Origin of the sequence: Micromonospora sp. NPDC048170 (assembly GCF_040652795.1) — a bacterium.
Classification (GTDB): domain Bacteria; phylum Actinomycetota; class Actinomycetes; order Mycobacteriales; family Micromonosporaceae; genus Micromonospora.
Genome location: NZ_JBEZMR010000001.1, coordinates 265,218 through 280,778 on the forward strand (window position 1 = coordinate 265,218; position 15,561 = coordinate 280,778).

The following is a 15,561-nucleotide window of genomic DNA, read 5'->3' on the forward strand; positions in this document are numbered from 1 at the left end:
GGCGCGGACTTCGGTCCGCGCCACCGCGCTCCCCCATCACATCGACTACCGGAGGTTTCCCGTGAGGAAGCACCTCGCCCCCGTCACCGCCGAGCCGACCGCCGCCGACCTGGCCGCGATCGACACGGAGTGGCCGCTGATCGCGGCCGAGCTAGACGTACTCGACGCCGAAATCACCCTGATCTACGCCGAGGACCACGGCGGCCCGACCGCGCTGGACTGGCGGCGGCTGCGCCGGGCCGAGGCCCGCGTCACCCGTGCCGCCGCCGAGCTGGCCGCCGGCACCCTCGCCGGCCCGCACCGCGCGGCCTGATGTCGCGCATCCGCGCCGCCTACCACGACCCGGACGGCACCCGGTACGGCATCCCCACCTACTGGTGGCGCGGTGCCCCCGCCGGCTACGCCACCCGCCGCCAACTGACCGCCGCCGGCCTACGCCCCGGCGGTCAGCCGATCGCCGCTCAGGTGCTCTGGCAAGGGGTCGACGGTACCCGCGCCGCCTACCTGTACCGGGTCGACCTGGCCCGCCCCAAGCGCACCGCCACCCCCGCCCAACGCGCCGCCATCGGCAAAGCGCTGTTGGCCCGCCGCACCTGCCGCGTCTGCGGCACGGTCCGCCCGTACTACATCCCGCGCTCGCTCGGCGAATGCCTCGCGTGCGCCTTCCCCCAGGAGGACGCAGCATGACCGCCCCCACGATCAACGGCACCCGCTACCCGCAACCGGTAGACGCCCTCATGCCTGCCGCCCGCAAGCTCGCCAACGAACTCGGCAGCCTGCCGTCGCGCAACCGGCTGATGCGCGAATTCCACATCGGCGCACCCAAGGCCGACGACCTGCGTACCCGCCTGACCGCCGAGCACGAGAAGCAGACCCGGGCCGAGCAGATCCGCACCGCGATGATCGTCCGGGGCGCGCTCCTGCCGCTCGACGACGCCCTGACCGACCTCACCGCGCCGGCCCCGGTGCCGCTGGACTACGCCGAGCCGATCGGCCCGCACCCGGCCCCCGCCCCGGTCGCACCCGAGCACACCCCACCGGCCGACCCCATGCCGGCCACCCCGGCGAAGATCGCGCCCGGCGAGCAGGTCGAGCAGGTCACGGTGGTCGGTCACCCAGACACGCCCACCCCACCCGCATCGGCCAAGCCGGTCCGGTCGGCGGTGGTGTGGCCGGTGGTGCTGCTGGCCCTGCCCGCGTTCGTGGCGATCTGGTCCGGGTGGGTCGGGCTCGGCGGACTCACCGGGTTCGGCGTGGTGCACCCGCTGCCGGGCATCTGGGACAGCTTCTCCATCAACTCCGCCATCACCCTGCCAATCGGAGTCGAGACCTACGGCGCGTACGCCCTCTACGTGTGGCTGTCCGGTCGGGTACCCCCTGCGGCCCGCCGGTTCGCCAAGTGGTCCGCCCTCGGCTCCCTCGCCGTCGGCGCGCTCGGCCAGATCGCCTACCACCTCTTGGAAGCCGCCGGAGTCACCTCGGCCCCGTGGTGGATCACCACCGCCGTGGCGTGCCTGCCGGTCGCGGTGCTCGGCATGGGTGCCGCCCTCGCGCACCTCGTCCGCACCCACGACTAGCTCTGCCCGGCGGCGCGGCCTCACGGCCTCGACAACCCGGCCGCGCCGCCGGCCCTCCCCGACCGACAACCGATCACGGAGGAACACCCATCATGACTTCCCCCCGAGATGACGACCGTTTCGACTGGCAGGCCGCCGAAGCCGAGATGACCGGCCCGGATGCCGAGGTGGTCGACCTGGACGCGGCCCGACGCCGCAAGCCCGACGCGCGAGCGTTCGCGGTCGACCTGGACGACGAGGCAGACGACCTGGACGACGACACCCCGCCGCCGGTAGACCCGCCCGCGGTCGCCGAGCCGTCGGGTTTCGCGGCGGTGTTGGCCGGCAGGTCGGCGATGCGCCGGCCGATCGTGCCCGCGTGGCTGCGGTCGCGCGCCGAGCTGGTCACGGCGGCCCGGTGGGCGCTGTCGCACACCGCCCACGTCTCCGCCTACCACCTGACCCGCAGCCCGAAGTACGCCGGTCGCCTCGCGTGGCGTGCCCCGTTCGGCGTGGCCCGCGTCCTGGGCGCGACCGTGCGGTGGGCATCAGATGCCGAGGGCCTTCCCGTCCGCCTGGCCGCCGTGCGGCGCGAGGATGCCGAGCTGTACCTGAAGCTGTCGCGGCAGCGTGATGCGCGGGTGCGGTGGCGGTCGCTGGTGGTGTCGGCGGTGCTGCTGCTCGGCCTGCCCACCGTCGCCGTGCTCGCGGTGCTGGCCGGGTCGTGGCAACGCTGGCTGATGCTCGCCGCCGCCGTGGCGGTGTTCGGCCTGGCCGGGTCGCCGAAGGACAAGCCGCTGTTGGACGTGGCGGCGGTGACGCCCAGGGCGCGGCGGCTGTCGGCCGACGTGGTGACCCGCGCGTTCCTGGCCGCCGGCCTGTGCAAGCCCGATGACCTGATCGCCTTCCCCATGCCGATCATGCGCGACGGTCCGGGCTGGCGGGCCGTGGTCGACCTGCCGTTCGGCGTGACCGCTGACAAGGCCGTCAAGCGGCGTACCGAGCTGGCCGCCGGTCTGGACCTGGACGAGGTGCAGGTGTGGCCGGAGCGGGTGCGCGGCACCACCGGGTCGGCGCGGCGGCTGTCGTTGTGGGTCGCCGATGAGGACCCCTACGCCAAGCCGTCCGGCCTGTGGCCGCTGATCGAGCGCGGCACGGTCGACATCTTCGCGCCGTTCCCGTTCGGTCAGGACCAGCGCGGGCGGGTGGTGCCGCTGCTGCTGATGTTCACATCCCTGCTCGTGGGCGCGATCCCGCGCATGGGCAAGACGTTCGCCGCCCGCTTGCCGGTGCTGGCCGCCGCGCTGGACGCGTCGGTTGAGCTGCACATCTACGACGGCAAGGGCGGTCAGGACTGGCGGGCGTTCGAACGCATCGCCCACCGCGTCGGCTTCGGTGTGCGTGACGACGTGGTGCTCGGCCTGGTCGAAGACCTGCGGGCGTTGGTGGTCGACATGAACCGCCGCTACGACACCATGGCGACCCTGCCGCCGGACCTGTGCCCGGAGTCGAAGGTGACGCGGGAGATTGCCGACAAGCGGGCATTGAAGCTGTGGCCGGTGCTGGTCGCGATCGATGAGTTCCAGCGCTACAGCGGGCACCCCGAGTACGGCAAAGAGATCGTGGAGTTGCTGACCGAGCTGTGCAAGGTCGGCCCCTCGGTCGGGATCATCATCCTGTTGGCCACGCAGAAGCCGGACGGTAAGGCCGTGCCGACTGACCTGCGCGACAACATCGGCACCCGCTTCGCGCTCAAGACCATGACGTGGCAGTCGTCGGAGGCGGTGTTGGGCGCCGGCTCCTACCCGGCCGGCTACGACTCGTCGCGGTTCCAGCGCGCCCACAAGGGCGTGGGCATCCTGCTCGGCGCGGACGACTCCGGCGCGGTCGAAGAGGCCGTGACGGTCCGCACCAACTTCGCCAAGACCGAGCACGTCGAGCAGGTCATCGCCCGCGCTCACGCGCTACGTGAGGCGGCCGGCACCCTCACCGGCCACGCCATCGGCCAGGCCCCCGAGGTGACCGGCGGCCCGGCCGACACCCTGCTCGACGACATCCTCACCGTCGTCCCGGCCACCGAGCCGAAGGTGTGGTCAGAGACCGTCGTCGCGCGGCTGGCCGAGCTGCGCCCCGAGACGTACGGCGGGTGGGAGCCGGCGCAACTCGCGGCGGCGCTGAAGCCCTACCGGGTGCCGGTGGGCCGGCAGGTGTGGGGCACCGACCCGGCCACCGGCAAGGGAGCCAACCGCAAGGGCATCCACCGCGACGACATCACCACCGCCGTAACCGAGCGTGACCGCAAGCGGAAGGCCGGATAGCCCATCGCGGGCCGCTAGGTCTAGCGCCTAGATCCGCTAGACCTAGCGGCACCGCTAGCCCCACACATCAACCCCCATCAGGACGCTAGCGATCTAGCGCCCTGGCTGCTCTGCACCCGAAAAACGCCTGTGGAGGCACCTGTGGACTCCCTCGCCCTCATCGCTAGCGCCCCCTGCCTCATCCTCGCCGTCGTCACGCTCGGTTACCTCATCCGGTGCGCAGCCGACCCCTTCGGACCCTGCCGACGCTGCCGGGGAACCGGCCGCCTACGCACCATCACCGGCCGCCGTGGCTCGCCCTGCCCCCGCTGCGACGCCACCGGCCGCCGCATCCGCCTCGCCGTCCACATCTTCAACCGCATCCAAGACGAACACCGCCGAGGCACCCGATGAACCGCCGCACCGCCGGCCACACCGCGTGGTGCGGCCGAGACCACCGCTGCAACCTCGGCGAACACCGCTCCGACGAAATCGTGGTCGACCTGCCCGGCCACGGGCGGGCCGTGCTGGTGAGGGTGCGCACCGCCGCTGGCCGCGAGCACGCCGAGGTGCGCGTCAGAGTCGCCCTCGCCCCCGGCGAGATTGCGGCCCGCCGGCAACTGGTCGGGCTGCTCGGCGACGTGCGCCAGGCCGTGACCCGCGCCGCCATCGCGGCCCGACCCCGGCCGAGGCAGGCCGAGCGGTGACCGCAGGGCGGTGCGGCCACTGGATCGGCACCGCCGCCCGCTACTGCCACAGCCCGCACGGCATCCGCCCCTACCTGCAAGGCCCCCGCTGCCCCGCTCACACGCCCTCAGCGCTCGCCGGACGGCCAGAGCCACCGTCTACGCCCCTGTATCCGCCATCGACCGAAGGAAGGGACCTCATGCCCGACCCTGGCCTGTTGGCCGCTGCCCTTGCCCACGCCGCGCGCGGATGGCACGTCTTCCCGCTGCGTCCCGACGACAAGCGGCCCGCGTTCCCCGACCACACCGCCGAGAACTGCACCGGCCTCGACCCGCGCTGCCGCGCCGCCGGCCGACACCTCGGCTGGGAACCCCGCGCCACGACCGACCCACAGCGCATCCGGCGGGCGTGGTCGACGCGCCCCTACGGCGTCGGCATCGCGTGCGGCCCGTCCGGGCTGCTGGTGGTCGACCTGGACGTGCCGAAAACCGCCGACGACACCCCGCCCGCCGCGTGGGCCGGTGCGCGTGACGGCCTGGACGTGCTCGCCGCACTGGCCGGCCGGCACGGCGGCAGCATCGACACCACGTACACCGTGACCACCGGTCGCGGCGGAAGCCACCTCTACTACCGCCACCCCGCCGCCGGGCGGGAGTTGCGCAACACGACGGGGGAGCGGGGCGGGTTGGGGTGGAAGGTCGACACCCGCGCGCACGGCGGCTACGTCGTCGCCGCCGGGTCGACGGTCGTCGGCCGCCCCTACACCGTGGCGCTGGACTGCGACCCGGCGCCGCTGCCCGCGTGGCTGGCAGGGCTACTCACCCCGGCCCCGCGACCGGCCTACCGGCCTGCCCCGGTGGCGCTTCCGGCCGACCGGCACGGCCCCTACGTGGCGGCGGCAATTCGCCGCCAGGTCGCCCACCTCACCGCCGCCCCCGACGGGCAGCGCAACCACGCGCTGTTCGCCTCCGCCGTCGCCCTTGGCCAGCTCGCCGCCGGCGGGGCGCTCGGCGACGACGACGTGACCGCCGTTCTGGAACCGGCCGCGCTGTCGATCGGCCTGCGGCCCGCCGAGGTCGCCCGCACGATCGCGTCCGGCCTGCGCACCGGAGCACGTAACCCACGTCACCTCACCAACCTCGGAAGGGCAGCGGCATGACCACCCGCCTACAGATCGGCTCCGGGCCGGAAACCATCCGTGTACTCAAGGCCGCGCTCGTCGACGGGCTGTTGCCCGACACCTACGTGTCGGCCGGGTCGCTGGTGCACATGGAAGCCGTCTCCGGTGGCCTCGCCACCGCCGCCGACGAAGACTCGCCGCTGCCAGTGTCGGCGAGCATGGTCAACCCCGCCGGTCTGGCCGGGCTGCTCGCCGAACACGCCTACGTGTACCGGCTCAAGACCCGCAAGAGCGACACCGGCGACCCGGAAATGTTCGAAGACGAAGTCACCCCGCCCCGCGACATCCTGTCATCGGTGCTGGCCGGCAAAACGTGGCCAGGCGTGCCGCCACTGCGCGGAATCATCGGCGCCCCGGTGCTGCGCCGCGACGGCACCCTGTTACAGCGACCCGGCTACGACCCAGCCACCGGCCTCTACCTCGCCTCCAAAGTGGCGCTGCCGCCCGTGCCCGACGAACCCACCCCCGAGCAGGTAGACGAGGCACGTACGTTCCTGCTCGGCCGATTCCTGCGCGACTTCCCGTGGGCCAGCGCCGCTGATCGGGCCAACTACGTAGCGCTGCTGGCCACGCCGATCCTGCGGCACTTCACCCGCAGCCTCACGCCGTTCGCCCTCATCGACGCCACCATGCCCTCATCCGGCAAGACGATCCTCACCGCCGGGCCGGGAATGCTCTACGGACAGCGCGTCATGACCTGGGCCTACTCGGATGAAGAACTGCGTAAGAGCATCACCGCCGTTCTTGCCGAGCAGGTCGGGGTGGTCATCTGGGACAACCTCGCCGAAGGCACCGTCATCGACTCCGCCGTGCTCGCCCAGCTCGTCACGAGCGGCGTGTGGTCCGACCGGCAGCTAGGCGCGTCGCGCAACGTCGCCACCGTCAACGACCGGCTGTGGATGGCCACCGGCAACAACCTGCAAGTCGGCGGGGACATGGCGTCTCGCACGGTGCGGGTGCACCTCGACCCGAACATGCCCCGCCCGGAGCTGCGCGACCAACGCGGGTTCGGCATTCCGCACCTTGACCAGTGGATCACCGACCCGGCCAACCAACTCACCGTGCTGTGGCACCTCCTGGTGCTCGTGCTCGACTGGACGCGACAGGGTGCGCCACGGGTGACCGGGTTGTCGATGCGGCAGTTCACTCCGTGGGCGCAAGCCCTCGGCGGGTTCCTCGCCCACCACGGCATCGACGGGTTCCTCACCAACGCCGCCGACATCCGTGAGATCGATGAAGACGAAACGCGCTGGCGCGCGTTTCTCACCTGCTGGCACGACCGCCACGGCGGCCGTGCGATGACCGCCGCCGAGCTGCGTCAGGACGCCGAGCCGATGCACCTCGGCAGCGATGTCAACGACCCGTGGGACGGGCAGTTCATCACCACCCACAACGGGCGGCTACCCAACCCCCTCCAGCTCGGCCGGCTGCTGACCGGGCAGGCCGGACGCTGGCGCGGCGATCACGTCATCCGCGCCGGCAAGAACGACCGGGGCGACCGATCCGTGTTCTGGGTCGAACGCCACCAGGGGTGAAACCCGCTGAACCATCTCCGCATCTCCGCAACGCCGCAGCAACGGCGCTCTACCAGGGGAAACACTCTGCGGAGATCAGAACCTCAAGGATCATCGATCTCCGCATCTCCGCAGCCATTGCGGAGATGACACCCCCTTTGCGGAGATGACCCCTCAACAGCACTCCGCATCTCCGCAAGCATTTGCGCAGCTCACAGCCATGTTTGCGGAGATGCGGAGATGCGGAGATGGTTCAGCCCTCTCGCACAGCAACGCACCGACCACCCGCCGCCGACCCACGTAGCCGGCCCGCTGAGAGCTACACAGCCGCTCCGGTGCATGTCCTAACACCGGCTAGGCGGAGATCTTGGCTCTATGGCGCTCTCAACGGGCCGCCCCTACGCCATTCTGCGCAGCACCCCTTCCGATCCTCCGTCAGTGACTCGCGACGACCGAAAGGCGCTCAGCGTGCCACTCAACACCCCCTACACCACTCGCCCACGGCAAAGGAGGTCGACCGTGCCGGAGAAGTTCCTATCCATCCCGGAAGTCGCTGAACGCCTCGGTACGACCGAGCGGTTTCCGCGCCGGCTGATTGAAGAACGGCGAATCGAGTTCAAGCGGTTTGGTCGACACGTTCGCATCGCTGAGAGCACCCTCAGCGCCTACATCGACTCTTGCACCGTTGCCCCAATGCGCCGGGTTGGGCGGGAAAGGCGGGCTGCCTAGTGGGAGGCAACACCAGCGGGCGTAAACGCCGGTTCGGCAGCGTTCGCAAGCTGCCGTCCGGCGCGTGGCAAGCGCGCTATACCGGACCGGACGGGTTACCTCGCAAGGCACCGGCCACGTTCGACACCAAGCGGGCGGCCGAACAATGGCTAGTCGAAACCGAAGCAGAAATGCTGCGCGGGGACTGGCTCGACCCCAACGCCGGAAACATCAGTCTTGTCGAGTACGCCGATCAGTGGATGCGGGAGCGAGATCTCAAGGCACGGACGCGCGAGGAATACGAGCGACACATCCGGCTACACGTCCGGCCGCATCTCGGTGCCCACGCGCTTAACGAGGTCACCGCGCCTCACATCCGCAAATGGCGGGCGGACCGACTAGCCGATGGCATAGGGAAACCCACCGTAGCGAAGACGTACCGAATTCTTCACGCCATCTTCGCTACCGCCGTAGACGACGACTTGATCCGCCGCAACCCCTGCCGCATTAAGGGGGCCGGTCAGGACAAGGCTGATGAGCGACCTACCGCGACGCTTCAACAGGTGTTTGCCATCGCCGAAGCCATCCAGCCGCGCTACCGCCTGTTCGTCCTCCTGGCCGCGTTCGCGCAACTTCGGTTCGGCGAACTGGTGGCGCTACGCCGCCGAGATATCGACCTGCGAACGATGGAATTGCGGGTGCGCCGGGCCACAGCGGAAATGGAAGACGGCACGCAAATTGATGATGACCCGAAATCCGAGGCGGGAAAGCGGCCGATTAGCCTGCCGGCTGGGCTACGGGCTGACGTGGAATGGCACCTAGCTCAGTTCGCCGAGGGCGGCCCGAACGGGCGTCTGTTTCTCGGCCCTCAGAGCGGCATCCCGCGTCGGCGCAACTTTAACCGCGTATGGCGCAACGCGCTGACCGCCGCCGGCATCCCTGACAGCCTCGGATTGCACCTGCACGACCTGCGGCACACCGGCAGTACGTGGTCAGCGCAGAGCGGCGCGACGCTCAAAGAACTGATGGCACGCATCGGGCACTCCAGCACGCGCGCGGCGATGATCTATCAGCACGCGACCCGTGACCGGGATCACACCATCGCCGCCGCCCTGGACGCGCTGATCGAAGAGGCGCGAGGCAAGCTCAGCGCCTGATCTGGCACGGTTCTGGCACAAAGCAGGTTGCGAGCGGCAGAAACGAGAAACGCCCTGGTGGGAAATTTGGTCTCTCACCAGGGCGTTTCGCAAGGGTGGAGCCGAGGGGACTCGAACCCCTGACCCCCACACTGCCAGTGTGGTGCGCTACCAGCTGCGCCACGGCCCCTTGCCTCGTCCCGGTCACCCGGGCACGAGAGAACTATACACAGAGCCCGCCGCATGGTCATCTCGCGGGGGCCTCACCCGCCCCCGGCTCAGTTGAGCGCCACGTCCGGTGGGAAGTGCGCGACGGCCGCCATCATGCCGCCCTGCCGGCGCAGCACCATCGGCCACAGGTCGTCCGGTCGGTCGACGAAGGCGTCGCCGGGGAGCGCGTCCAGCACGAACCAGGAGCCGTCCTCGATCTCCTGCTCCAACTGCCCGGAGCCCCAGCCGGAGTAGCCGGCGAAGACCCGGATGCCGGTGATGCCCTCCCGCAGCCGCCCCGGCTCGACGGAGAGGTCGAGCGTGCCGACCGCCCCGGAAACCTGGTGGAACCCTTTGAGCCGCTGCACCGGGTGGCGCATCCGGGCCAGGCAGATCGCCGAGTCGGGCTGTACGGGGCCGCCCTCGAAGAGCACCGCCGGGTCGCGGGCCAGGTCGCTCCAGTCGCCGAGCACCTCGGCGACCGGCACCTCGGTGGCCCGGTTGAGCACCACGCCGAGGGCGCCGCCGGCCTCGTGCGCCACCAGCAGCACCACCGTACGGTCGAAGTTCGGGTCCTTCAGCGCCGGCGTCGCGACCAGCAGCCGTCCGGTCATCGACCCCGTCGCCCGTCCGCCGATCGCCTGCCCCTCTCCCTGCATGCCGGACACCCCGTCAGACCGACCGAACCGGGACGCCCGGGGGCACCGGAGTCAACCGCGCTGTGAACGCCATGCCTGGCACCATAGCCTGCCCCCGGGGCGGTGGTTAAGGTCTGACGGTCGGTTGATCCACCGACAGGAGGGAGGACCGGTGGGTGCCACGGCGGAACTCGCGGTGATCGGCGGTTCGGGGCTCTACGCGCTGCTCGACGGCGCGACCGAACACGAGGTGGAGACGCCGTACGGGCCACCGTCCGACGCCGTCACGATCGCCGAGGTGGGCGGCCGGCGGGTGGCGTTCCTGCCCCGCCACGGCCGGGACCACCGCCACCCGCCACACCTGATCCCCTACCGGGCCAACCTGTGGGCGCTGCGTTCCCTCGGCGTACGTCAGGTGCTCGCCCCGTGCGCCGTGGGCGGCCTGCGGCCGGAACTCGGCCCGGGCACGTTCGTCGTGCCGGACCAACTGGTCGACCGTACGAGCGGGCGGGTGCAGACCTACTACGACCGGGGTGCCGTGCACGTCTCCTTCGCCGACCCGTACTGCCCGGCCGGCCGGCGTACGCTGCTCGCCGCCGCAGCCCGCCGGGACGTGCCGGCCGTGGACGGCGGGACGGTGGTGGTGGTCGAGGGCCCGCGCTTCTCCACCCGGGCCGAGTCGCGGTGGTACGCCTCGATCGGCGGCACGGTGGTCAACATGACGGGGCATCCGGAGGCGGTGCTCGCCCGCGAACTGGCCCTCTGCTACTCCTCGATCGCCCTGGTCACCGACCTCGACGCGGGGGTGGAGGGCGGCGGCGCGGTGACGCAGGAGGAGGTGTTCCGGGTCTTCGGGGAGAACACCGACCGGCTGCGGGGCCTGCTGCTGGAGGCCGTCGCCGCGCTACCGGCCGAGCGGGACTGCCCCTGCGGGCACGCGCTGGACGGCATCGCCCTGCCCTTCACCCTGCCCTGAGGTGTGAGGAAGGGCACCTTCCAATCGGTTTGGGTAGAGGAAGGCGCCTTCCTGACGCCTCAGGGCGGGCGGTCCGGGCGGCGAAAAGCCCCGAGCCGCCCGAGCCGCCCCGATAGATTGAGGGGCGATGGCAACGGTCCGCGACACCACGTACGACCTGCTCCGTGCCCTCGGCCTGACCACCGTCTTCGGCAACCCGGGTTCCACCGAGGAGCCGTTCCTGCGGGACTTCCCGGACGACTTCCACTACGTCCTCGCCCTGCACGAGGCGTCGGCCGTCGGCATGGCGGACGGCTACGCCCAGGCCACCGGCCGGCCGGCGCACGTCAACCTGCACACCGCCCCCGGCACGGGCAACGGCATGGGCAACCTGGTCACCGCGTGGCACAACCGGACCCCGCTGATCGTCACCGCCGGCCAGCAGACCCGGGAGATGCTGCTGATCGAGCCCCGGCTGACCAGCCGGCGGGCCACCGAACTGCCCCAGCCGTACGTGAAGTGGAGCCACGAGCCGGTCCGCGCGCAGGACGTGCCGGCGGCGTTGATGCGGGCGTACGCGACAGCGGTGCAGCCGCCCGCCGGCCCCGTCTTCCTCTCGCTGCCCCTCGACGACTGGGCGCAGCCCGCCGACCCGCCGCCGCAGGTGCGGACGGTGGCGACCCGGTTCGCGCCCGACCCGGGGCGGCTGCGCGAGTTCGCCGCCGTGCTGGCCGCCAGCCGCGCGCCCGCGCTGGTGCTCGGCGCGGCCGTGGACCGGGCCGACGGCTGGCCGGCGGCGGTGGCGCTGGCGGAGCGGCTCGCCGCGCCGGTCTGGTCGGCGCCCGCCTCGGAGCGGGCCGCCTTCCCCGAGGACCACCCGCAGTTCCGGGGGGTGCTGCCGTTCGCAATCGGGCCGCTCTCGAAGGCGCTGGAGGGGCACGACACCGTGCTGGTGGTCGGGGCGCCGGTGTTCCGCTACTACCCGCACGTGCCGGGTGACCACCTGCCCGCCGGGGCCCGCCTGCTGCACGTCACCGACGACCCGGACGAGGCGGCCCGGGCCCCGGTGGGCGACAGCCTGCTCGGCGACGCCGGGCTGGCCCTGGCCGCCCTGGCCGAGATGCTTCCGGCGGCGGGCCGGCCGGCGCCACCGGCACGCCCCGACCCTCCCCCGCCGCCCGACGGGCTGCCGCTGGCCCCCGACGCGCTCTTCGCGGCGCTGGCCCGGCACTGGCCCGCCGACGGGATCCTGGTCCAGGAGTCGCCTTCCAGCCTGCCGGCACTGCGCCGCCAGCTGCGTAGCACCCGTCCCGGCTCGTACTTCACGATGGCCAGCGGCGGTCTCGGGTACGGCCTGCCGGCGGCGGTCGGCATCGCGTTGGCGCAGCGCGACACCGGCCGGGGCCGGCCGGTGGTCGCGGTCGTCGGGGACGGTTCGTTCCACTACTCGGTGCAGGCGCTCTGGACCGCTGCACGGCTACGCCTGCCGCTGGTCGTCGTGGTGCCGGTCAATCAGCAGTACGCCATCCTGAAGTCCTTCGCCGACTTCAAGGACACGCCGGGGGTGCCCGGACTGGACCTGCCCGGATTGGACATCACGGCCATCGCCCGCGGCTACGGCTGCGCGGCCACCGTCGTGGAGACTGCGGACCAGCTCGGCGAGGCCCTCACCGCCGGCCTGCGGGCGGACGGCCCGACGGTGCTGCCGGTGCCGGTCAGCACCGAGGTGCCCCGTCTCCTCTGAACCGCCGCCCACCGAAGCCGGGGCGGCCCGGCTCCCCGCCGCTCCGGTCCGGCACGGACTCCACGAGCCGGTCGGCACGAGAATGCCGGCCGGCTCGCTTTCCTGAGTCGCGGCCCGGTCAGCCCGTGGCGAGCCGCAGCGGCGCGCCGGTGAGCACGTCGAGGACCGGACGGTCGCCCAGCGGTGCCTTCAGCGTGGCGGTGACCGGTTCGATCTTCAGCATGGCGTTGCACACGCCGGTGGCGGTGATCACGCTGCCGCCGACCACCACGACGTCGTCGCGCTCCTCCACCAGGGGCGTGATGGCGGTGTCGCAGCTGCCCACGCCGAGCCGCCAGGTCAGCTCGGCACCGTCGACGGACTGGACGTCCTGCGCGCCGACCACGCCCTCCGGCGCCGGGCCAGCCGGCGGGGTCGGCTCGGGCAGGGCGGTGACGGCCTGCGGTGCCACGGCGACGCGGGCCACCGGCACGGCGAGTTCCTCGACGGTGAAGAGCCACGCCGGCACCTGCGCCTCACCCCGGCTGGTACGCACCGGCGCGGTGCCCAGCTTCACGGCCGTGACCGTCAACGGGACACAGGCGGCCTGCGCGGCGTTGCTCACCGGACCGTCGGGCCCCGGCTCGACGGTGGGCCCACCCGGCCTGGCGCCACCGGGGAACTTCGGCCCGGCGGGGCCCTTCGGGCGGCCGTCGCAGGGTGGCGGATCCCCCTGGTCGAGCTGCCCGTACGCGGCGGCGGCGCTGAGCAGCGGAACGGTGAGCGTGCCGTCCGGGAACCGGATGGTGCCGTCGGCGGGTTTCGCGGCAGGCAGTTCGATCTGGTCGCGGTACCAGCCGCTCTGGAAGGCGAGCTTCGTCTCCTCGGTGAAGCCCGGATCACCGACCAGCACCGTCGCGTCCTGCATCGGCACGTATCCGGTCGTCCAGGCGGGCATCGGTCGCCACGCCCCGGCCACCTCGCTGGCCCGTTGGGCGAAGGCGTTCCGGCGCGGGTCGGAGTCGACCAGGTCGCCGGCCGGGTCGGAGCCGGCCGGCGCGCACCCGGCGACGATCATCAACAGTGGAAGGCCCAGCAGGGCGGCGGTACGGCGCATGTCGGTTGGACGCCGGCACACCCACGCCGGTTCCCGGGGATCAGGTCTCCCCGCCCAGATCCGTCTCGTACGCCTCCCAGAGCAGGTCCGCGCCGCGCTGCCGGTGCCGGGCGAGGGCCCGCAGCAGGCACGCGGCCCGGTCGAAAAGGTCGTCGACCGGGGCGTCCGGCTGCTCCGCCGTCTGGTGGAGATCAGCCAGCGCGGCGGTGATGGCGACGTGCTCCCGGGCCAGCAGCCGCACCCCGCGTGCCAACCGTGGCGCCTGGCCGAGCAGTTCGGCGTACAGCCCGGCCGGCCCTTCGGTGGCCCGGACGTGCTCCGCGAAGCCCTGCCGGACGGGGCCCAACCCGACGAGGACGCGTTCCCGCCAGCGCGGTTCGGCCGGCGCGACGGCCAGGGCCCGGGTGAGCGGGTGCAGCTCCCCGAGCGGGGTGGCGGGGAGCCGGTGCGCGGCGGGCGGCCGGCGCCCTTCGGGAAGCGTGGACGGCTGCTGGATCCGACCGGTGACCATGGGCACCTCCCGCGTCGTGTCTGACCGCGTACAGCGATGGTGGACCCGCCGCCTCTGCCCTGTCCAGAGGCGCTACCGCCTCATCCGTCCCAGCTGCCCCGCCGGCCCCGTGCGACCCAGCGGCCCCAGAGGATCCCAGCTCCGCCAGCGAAAGACGCCGGCTGTCCGGGGGCGGGCCCCCCGGACAGGTGGGCCGCGTGTCCGGGGCGGTGTCCCGGGCCGGCGCGGCCCGCAGGACGGACAACCGGCCCCGGACACGACGATGCGCCCCGGTCCGGTGGACCGGGGCGCATCGTCTGGTGGTGGAGGTGCCGGGAATCGAACCCGGGTCCTTCGCCGGTTTGTCAGGGCTTCTCCGAGCGCAGCTCGCTATGCCTCTACTCGGCCCCACCGCTCACGCGAGCGAGTTGGTGTGACGGGCCCAGTCGCTGATTGATCTCGCCGCACGGACCCCGCGACCGGGTCCGGTTGGCCAGCCTTCTAACTGATGCCGGCTAACTGGGTCGAAGGCGCTCCCAGGCCGACAGACTCACTACTCGCCTCAGGCGGCGAGAGCGAAGTCAGCGCGATTGTTCTTGGCGCTTATTGGTTTCCGACGAACGATTCTCGAGACGACGTCGGCTTCCTCGGCTCGCTTCCCCTGCCGCAACGTACGAAGTCGAAACCAGTCACCCCCTCGACAGGCCACCGATGTGGCGGCACTGACAAGACTAACGCCTACCGCAACGGGTTTCATCCCGAGGCCCGGGGCGACGCGCCGACCCGGACATAGCGGGCAGATCAGTCATCCATCCCCTTGCCGCGCCGGCCGTGAACCCGGGCGATCTCCCGGTCCGCGTCCCGCTTGGCGAGGTCCTGCCGCTTGTCGTACGACTTCTTGCCCTTGGCCAGGGCGATCTCCACCTTCGCCCAGCCGTCGGAGAAGTAGACCTGCAACGGCACCATGGTCAGGCCGCCCTCGCGGGTCTTGCCGATCAGCCGGTCGATCTCCAGCCGCTTAAGGAGCAGCTTGCGGGTCCGCCGGGGCTCGTGGTTGGTCCAGGTGCCCTGCGTGTACTCCGGGATGTGCATCCCGTGCAGGTAGAGCTCGCCGTTGCGCTCCTGCGCGAACGCGTCGACCAGCGACGCACGCCCGGCCCGCAGCGACTTGACCTCGGTGCCGGTCAACGCCATGCCAGCCTCGTACGTGTCGAGGATCGAGTAGTCGTGCCGGGCCTTCTTGTTGGAGGCGACGACCTTGCGTCCCTTTTCCCGTGGCATCGGCGCCACCCCCTTTCCGGTGATCCGCGCCGGACGTGACCGGCCGCGGGGCGGGGATCATGCTACCCG

The 15,561-nt window shown here is 72.0% G+C and carries 15 protein-coding genes, 1 tRNA gene and 1 other RNA gene; 11 read left to right on the top strand and 6 right to left on the bottom strand.

Annotated features, from left to right (window positions below; genetic code table 11):
- Positions 1–61: 61 nt before the first annotated feature.
- The 9 genes from AB0D32_RS01130 (at position 62) to AB0D32_RS01170 (ending at position 9,099) form a co-directional block, all read left to right on the top strand.
- Positions 62–313, top strand: coding sequence for a DUF6284 family protein (locus tag AB0D32_RS01130; protein ID WP_357084152.1), 252 nt, complete (start codon positions 62–64; stop codon positions 311–313).
- Entirely contained in the window at positions 313–687 is a 375-nt protein-coding gene (locus tag AB0D32_RS01135; protein WP_357082869.1) for an RRQRL motif-containing zinc-binding protein, read from the top strand. Before AB0D32_RS01130 ends, AB0D32_RS01135 begins: the two co-directional genes overlap by 1 nt.
- Complete coding sequence (locus tag AB0D32_RS01140; RefSeq protein WP_357082872.1) at positions 684–1,577, top strand: ABC transporter permease; 894 nt, start codon at positions 684–686, stop codon at positions 1,575–1,577. Before AB0D32_RS01135 ends, AB0D32_RS01140 begins: the two co-directional genes overlap by 4 nt.
- A 92-nt stretch (positions 1,578–1,669) precedes the next feature.
- A complete protein-coding gene (locus AB0D32_RS01145) occupies positions 1,670–3,874 on the top strand; it encodes a cell division protein FtsK (protein WP_357082874.1) in 2,205 nt (734 codons plus the stop codon).
- 389 nt (positions 3,875–4,263) lie between these two features.
- Positions 4,264–4,560 carry a hypothetical protein gene (locus AB0D32_RS01150; RefSeq protein ID WP_357082876.1) on the top strand — a complete coding sequence of 99 codons (297 nt, stop codon included), beginning with the start codon at positions 4,264–4,266 and terminating at the stop codon, positions 4,558–4,560.
- 179 nt (positions 4,561–4,739) lie between these two features.
- A complete protein-coding gene (locus tag AB0D32_RS01155) occupies positions 4,740–5,699 on the top strand; it encodes a bifunctional DNA primase/polymerase (protein ID WP_357082878.1) in 960 nt (319 codons plus the stop codon).
- A complete protein-coding gene (locus tag AB0D32_RS01160; RefSeq protein ID WP_357082881.1) occupies positions 5,696–7,255 on the top strand; it encodes a hypothetical protein in 1,560 nt (519 codons plus the stop codon). Before AB0D32_RS01155 ends, AB0D32_RS01160 begins: the two co-directional genes overlap by 4 nt.
- A gap of 354 nt (positions 7,256–7,609) precedes the next feature.
- Entirely contained in the window at positions 7,610–7,963 is a 354-nt protein-coding gene (locus tag AB0D32_RS01165; protein WP_357082884.1) for an excisionase family DNA-binding protein, read from the top strand.
- Positions 7,963–9,099 (top strand): site-specific integrase, encoded by a 1,137-nt coding sequence (locus AB0D32_RS01170; RefSeq protein WP_357082887.1) that lies wholly within the window; start codon positions 7,963–7,965, stop codon positions 9,097–9,099. Before AB0D32_RS01165 ends, AB0D32_RS01170 begins: the two co-directional genes overlap by 1 nt.
- Before the next feature lie 96 nt (positions 9,100–9,195).
- Here AB0D32_RS01170 and AB0D32_RS01175 read toward each other — a convergent pair.
- Positions 9,196–9,268, bottom strand: a tRNA-Ala gene (locus AB0D32_RS01175).
- 88 nt (positions 9,269–9,356) lie between these two features.
- Positions 9,357–9,947, bottom strand: a complete 591-nt coding sequence (locus AB0D32_RS01180; RefSeq protein ID WP_357082890.1) for a YqgE/AlgH family protein — start codon at positions 9,945–9,947, stop codon at positions 9,357–9,359.
- Between the two features lie 151 nt (positions 9,948–10,098).
- Here AB0D32_RS01180 and AB0D32_RS01185 point away from each other — a divergent pair, with 151 nt between their 5' ends.
- Both AB0D32_RS01185 and mdlC read left to right on the top strand, forming a co-directional pair.
- Entirely contained in the window at positions 10,099–10,902 is an 804-nt protein-coding gene (locus tag AB0D32_RS01185; protein WP_357082893.1) for an S-methyl-5'-thioadenosine phosphorylase, read from the top strand.
- Positions 10,903–11,029: 127 nt separating this feature from the next.
- Positions 11,030–12,625 carry a benzoylformate decarboxylase gene (gene mdlC, locus AB0D32_RS01190; protein WP_357082896.1) on the top strand — a complete coding sequence of 532 codons (1,596 nt, stop codon included), beginning with the start codon at positions 11,030–11,032 and terminating at the stop codon, positions 12,623–12,625.
- A 118-nt stretch (positions 12,626–12,743) separates the two neighbouring features.
- Here the strand turns inward: mdlC and AB0D32_RS01195 are convergent, their stop codons facing one another.
- The 4 genes from AB0D32_RS01195 to smpB all read right to left on the bottom strand — a co-directional run bounded on the left by AB0D32_RS01195 (position 12,744) and on the right by smpB (position 15,492).
- Positions 12,744–13,721: a hypothetical protein gene (locus tag AB0D32_RS01195; RefSeq protein WP_357082900.1), complete on the bottom strand. Its 978-nt coding sequence runs from the start codon at positions 13,719–13,721 to the stop codon at positions 12,744–12,746.
- Between the two features lie 40 nt (positions 13,722–13,761).
- A complete protein-coding gene (locus AB0D32_RS01200) occupies positions 13,762–14,232 on the bottom strand; it encodes a hypothetical protein (RefSeq protein WP_357082903.1) in 471 nt (156 codons plus the stop codon).
- Between the two features lie 300 nt (positions 14,233–14,532).
- Positions 14,533–14,908: a transfer-messenger RNA gene (ssrA, locus tag AB0D32_RS01205) on the bottom strand.
- 104 nt (positions 14,909–15,012) lie between these two features.
- The gene (gene smpB, locus AB0D32_RS01210) at positions 15,013–15,492 is read right to left on the bottom strand and encodes an SsrA-binding protein SmpB (RefSeq protein WP_357082906.1); all 480 of its coding nucleotides are present in this window, start codon (positions 15,490–15,492) and stop codon (positions 15,013–15,015) included.
- Positions 15,493–15,561 lie beyond the last annotated feature (69 nt).

Coding starts and splice junctions, on each gene's coding strand:
- AB0D32_RS01135 (WP_357082869.1), top strand. CDS start 313: ATGTCGCGCATCCGCGCCGCCTACCACGACCCGGACGGCACCCGGTAC.
- AB0D32_RS01140 (WP_357082872.1), top strand. CDS start 684: ATGACCGCCCCCACGATCAACGGCACCCGCTACCCGCAACCGGTAGAC.
- AB0D32_RS01145 (WP_357082874.1), top strand. CDS start 1,670: ATGACTTCCCCCCGAGATGACGACCGTTTCGACTGGCAGGCCGCCGAA.
- AB0D32_RS01150 (WP_357082876.1), top strand. CDS start 4,264: ATGAACCGCCGCACCGCCGGCCACACCGCGTGGTGCGGCCGAGACCAC.
- AB0D32_RS01155 (WP_357082878.1), top strand. CDS start 4,740: ATGCCCGACCCTGGCCTGTTGGCCGCTGCCCTTGCCCACGCCGCGCGC.
- AB0D32_RS01160 (WP_357082881.1), top strand. CDS start 5,696: ATGACCACCCGCCTACAGATCGGCTCCGGGCCGGAAACCATCCGTGTA.
- AB0D32_RS01165 (WP_357082884.1), top strand. CDS start 7,610: ATGGCGCTCTCAACGGGCCGCCCCTACGCCATTCTGCGCAGCACCCCT.
- AB0D32_RS01180 (WP_357082890.1), bottom strand. CDS start 9,947: ATGCAGGGAGAGGGGCAGGCGATCGGCGGACGGGCGACGGGGTCGATG.
- mdlC (WP_357082896.1), top strand. CDS start 11,030: ATGGCAACGGTCCGCGACACCACGTACGACCTGCTCCGTGCCCTCGGC.
- AB0D32_RS01195 (WP_357082900.1), bottom strand. CDS start 13,721: ATGCGCCGTACCGCCGCCCTGCTGGGCCTTCCACTGTTGATGATCGTC.
- AB0D32_RS01200 (WP_357082903.1), bottom strand. CDS start 14,232: ATGGTCACCGGTCGGATCCAGCAGCCGTCCACGCTTCCCGAAGGGCGC.
- smpB (WP_357082906.1), bottom strand. CDS start 15,492: ATGCCACGGGAAAAGGGACGCAAGGTCGTCGCCTCCAACAAGAAGGCC.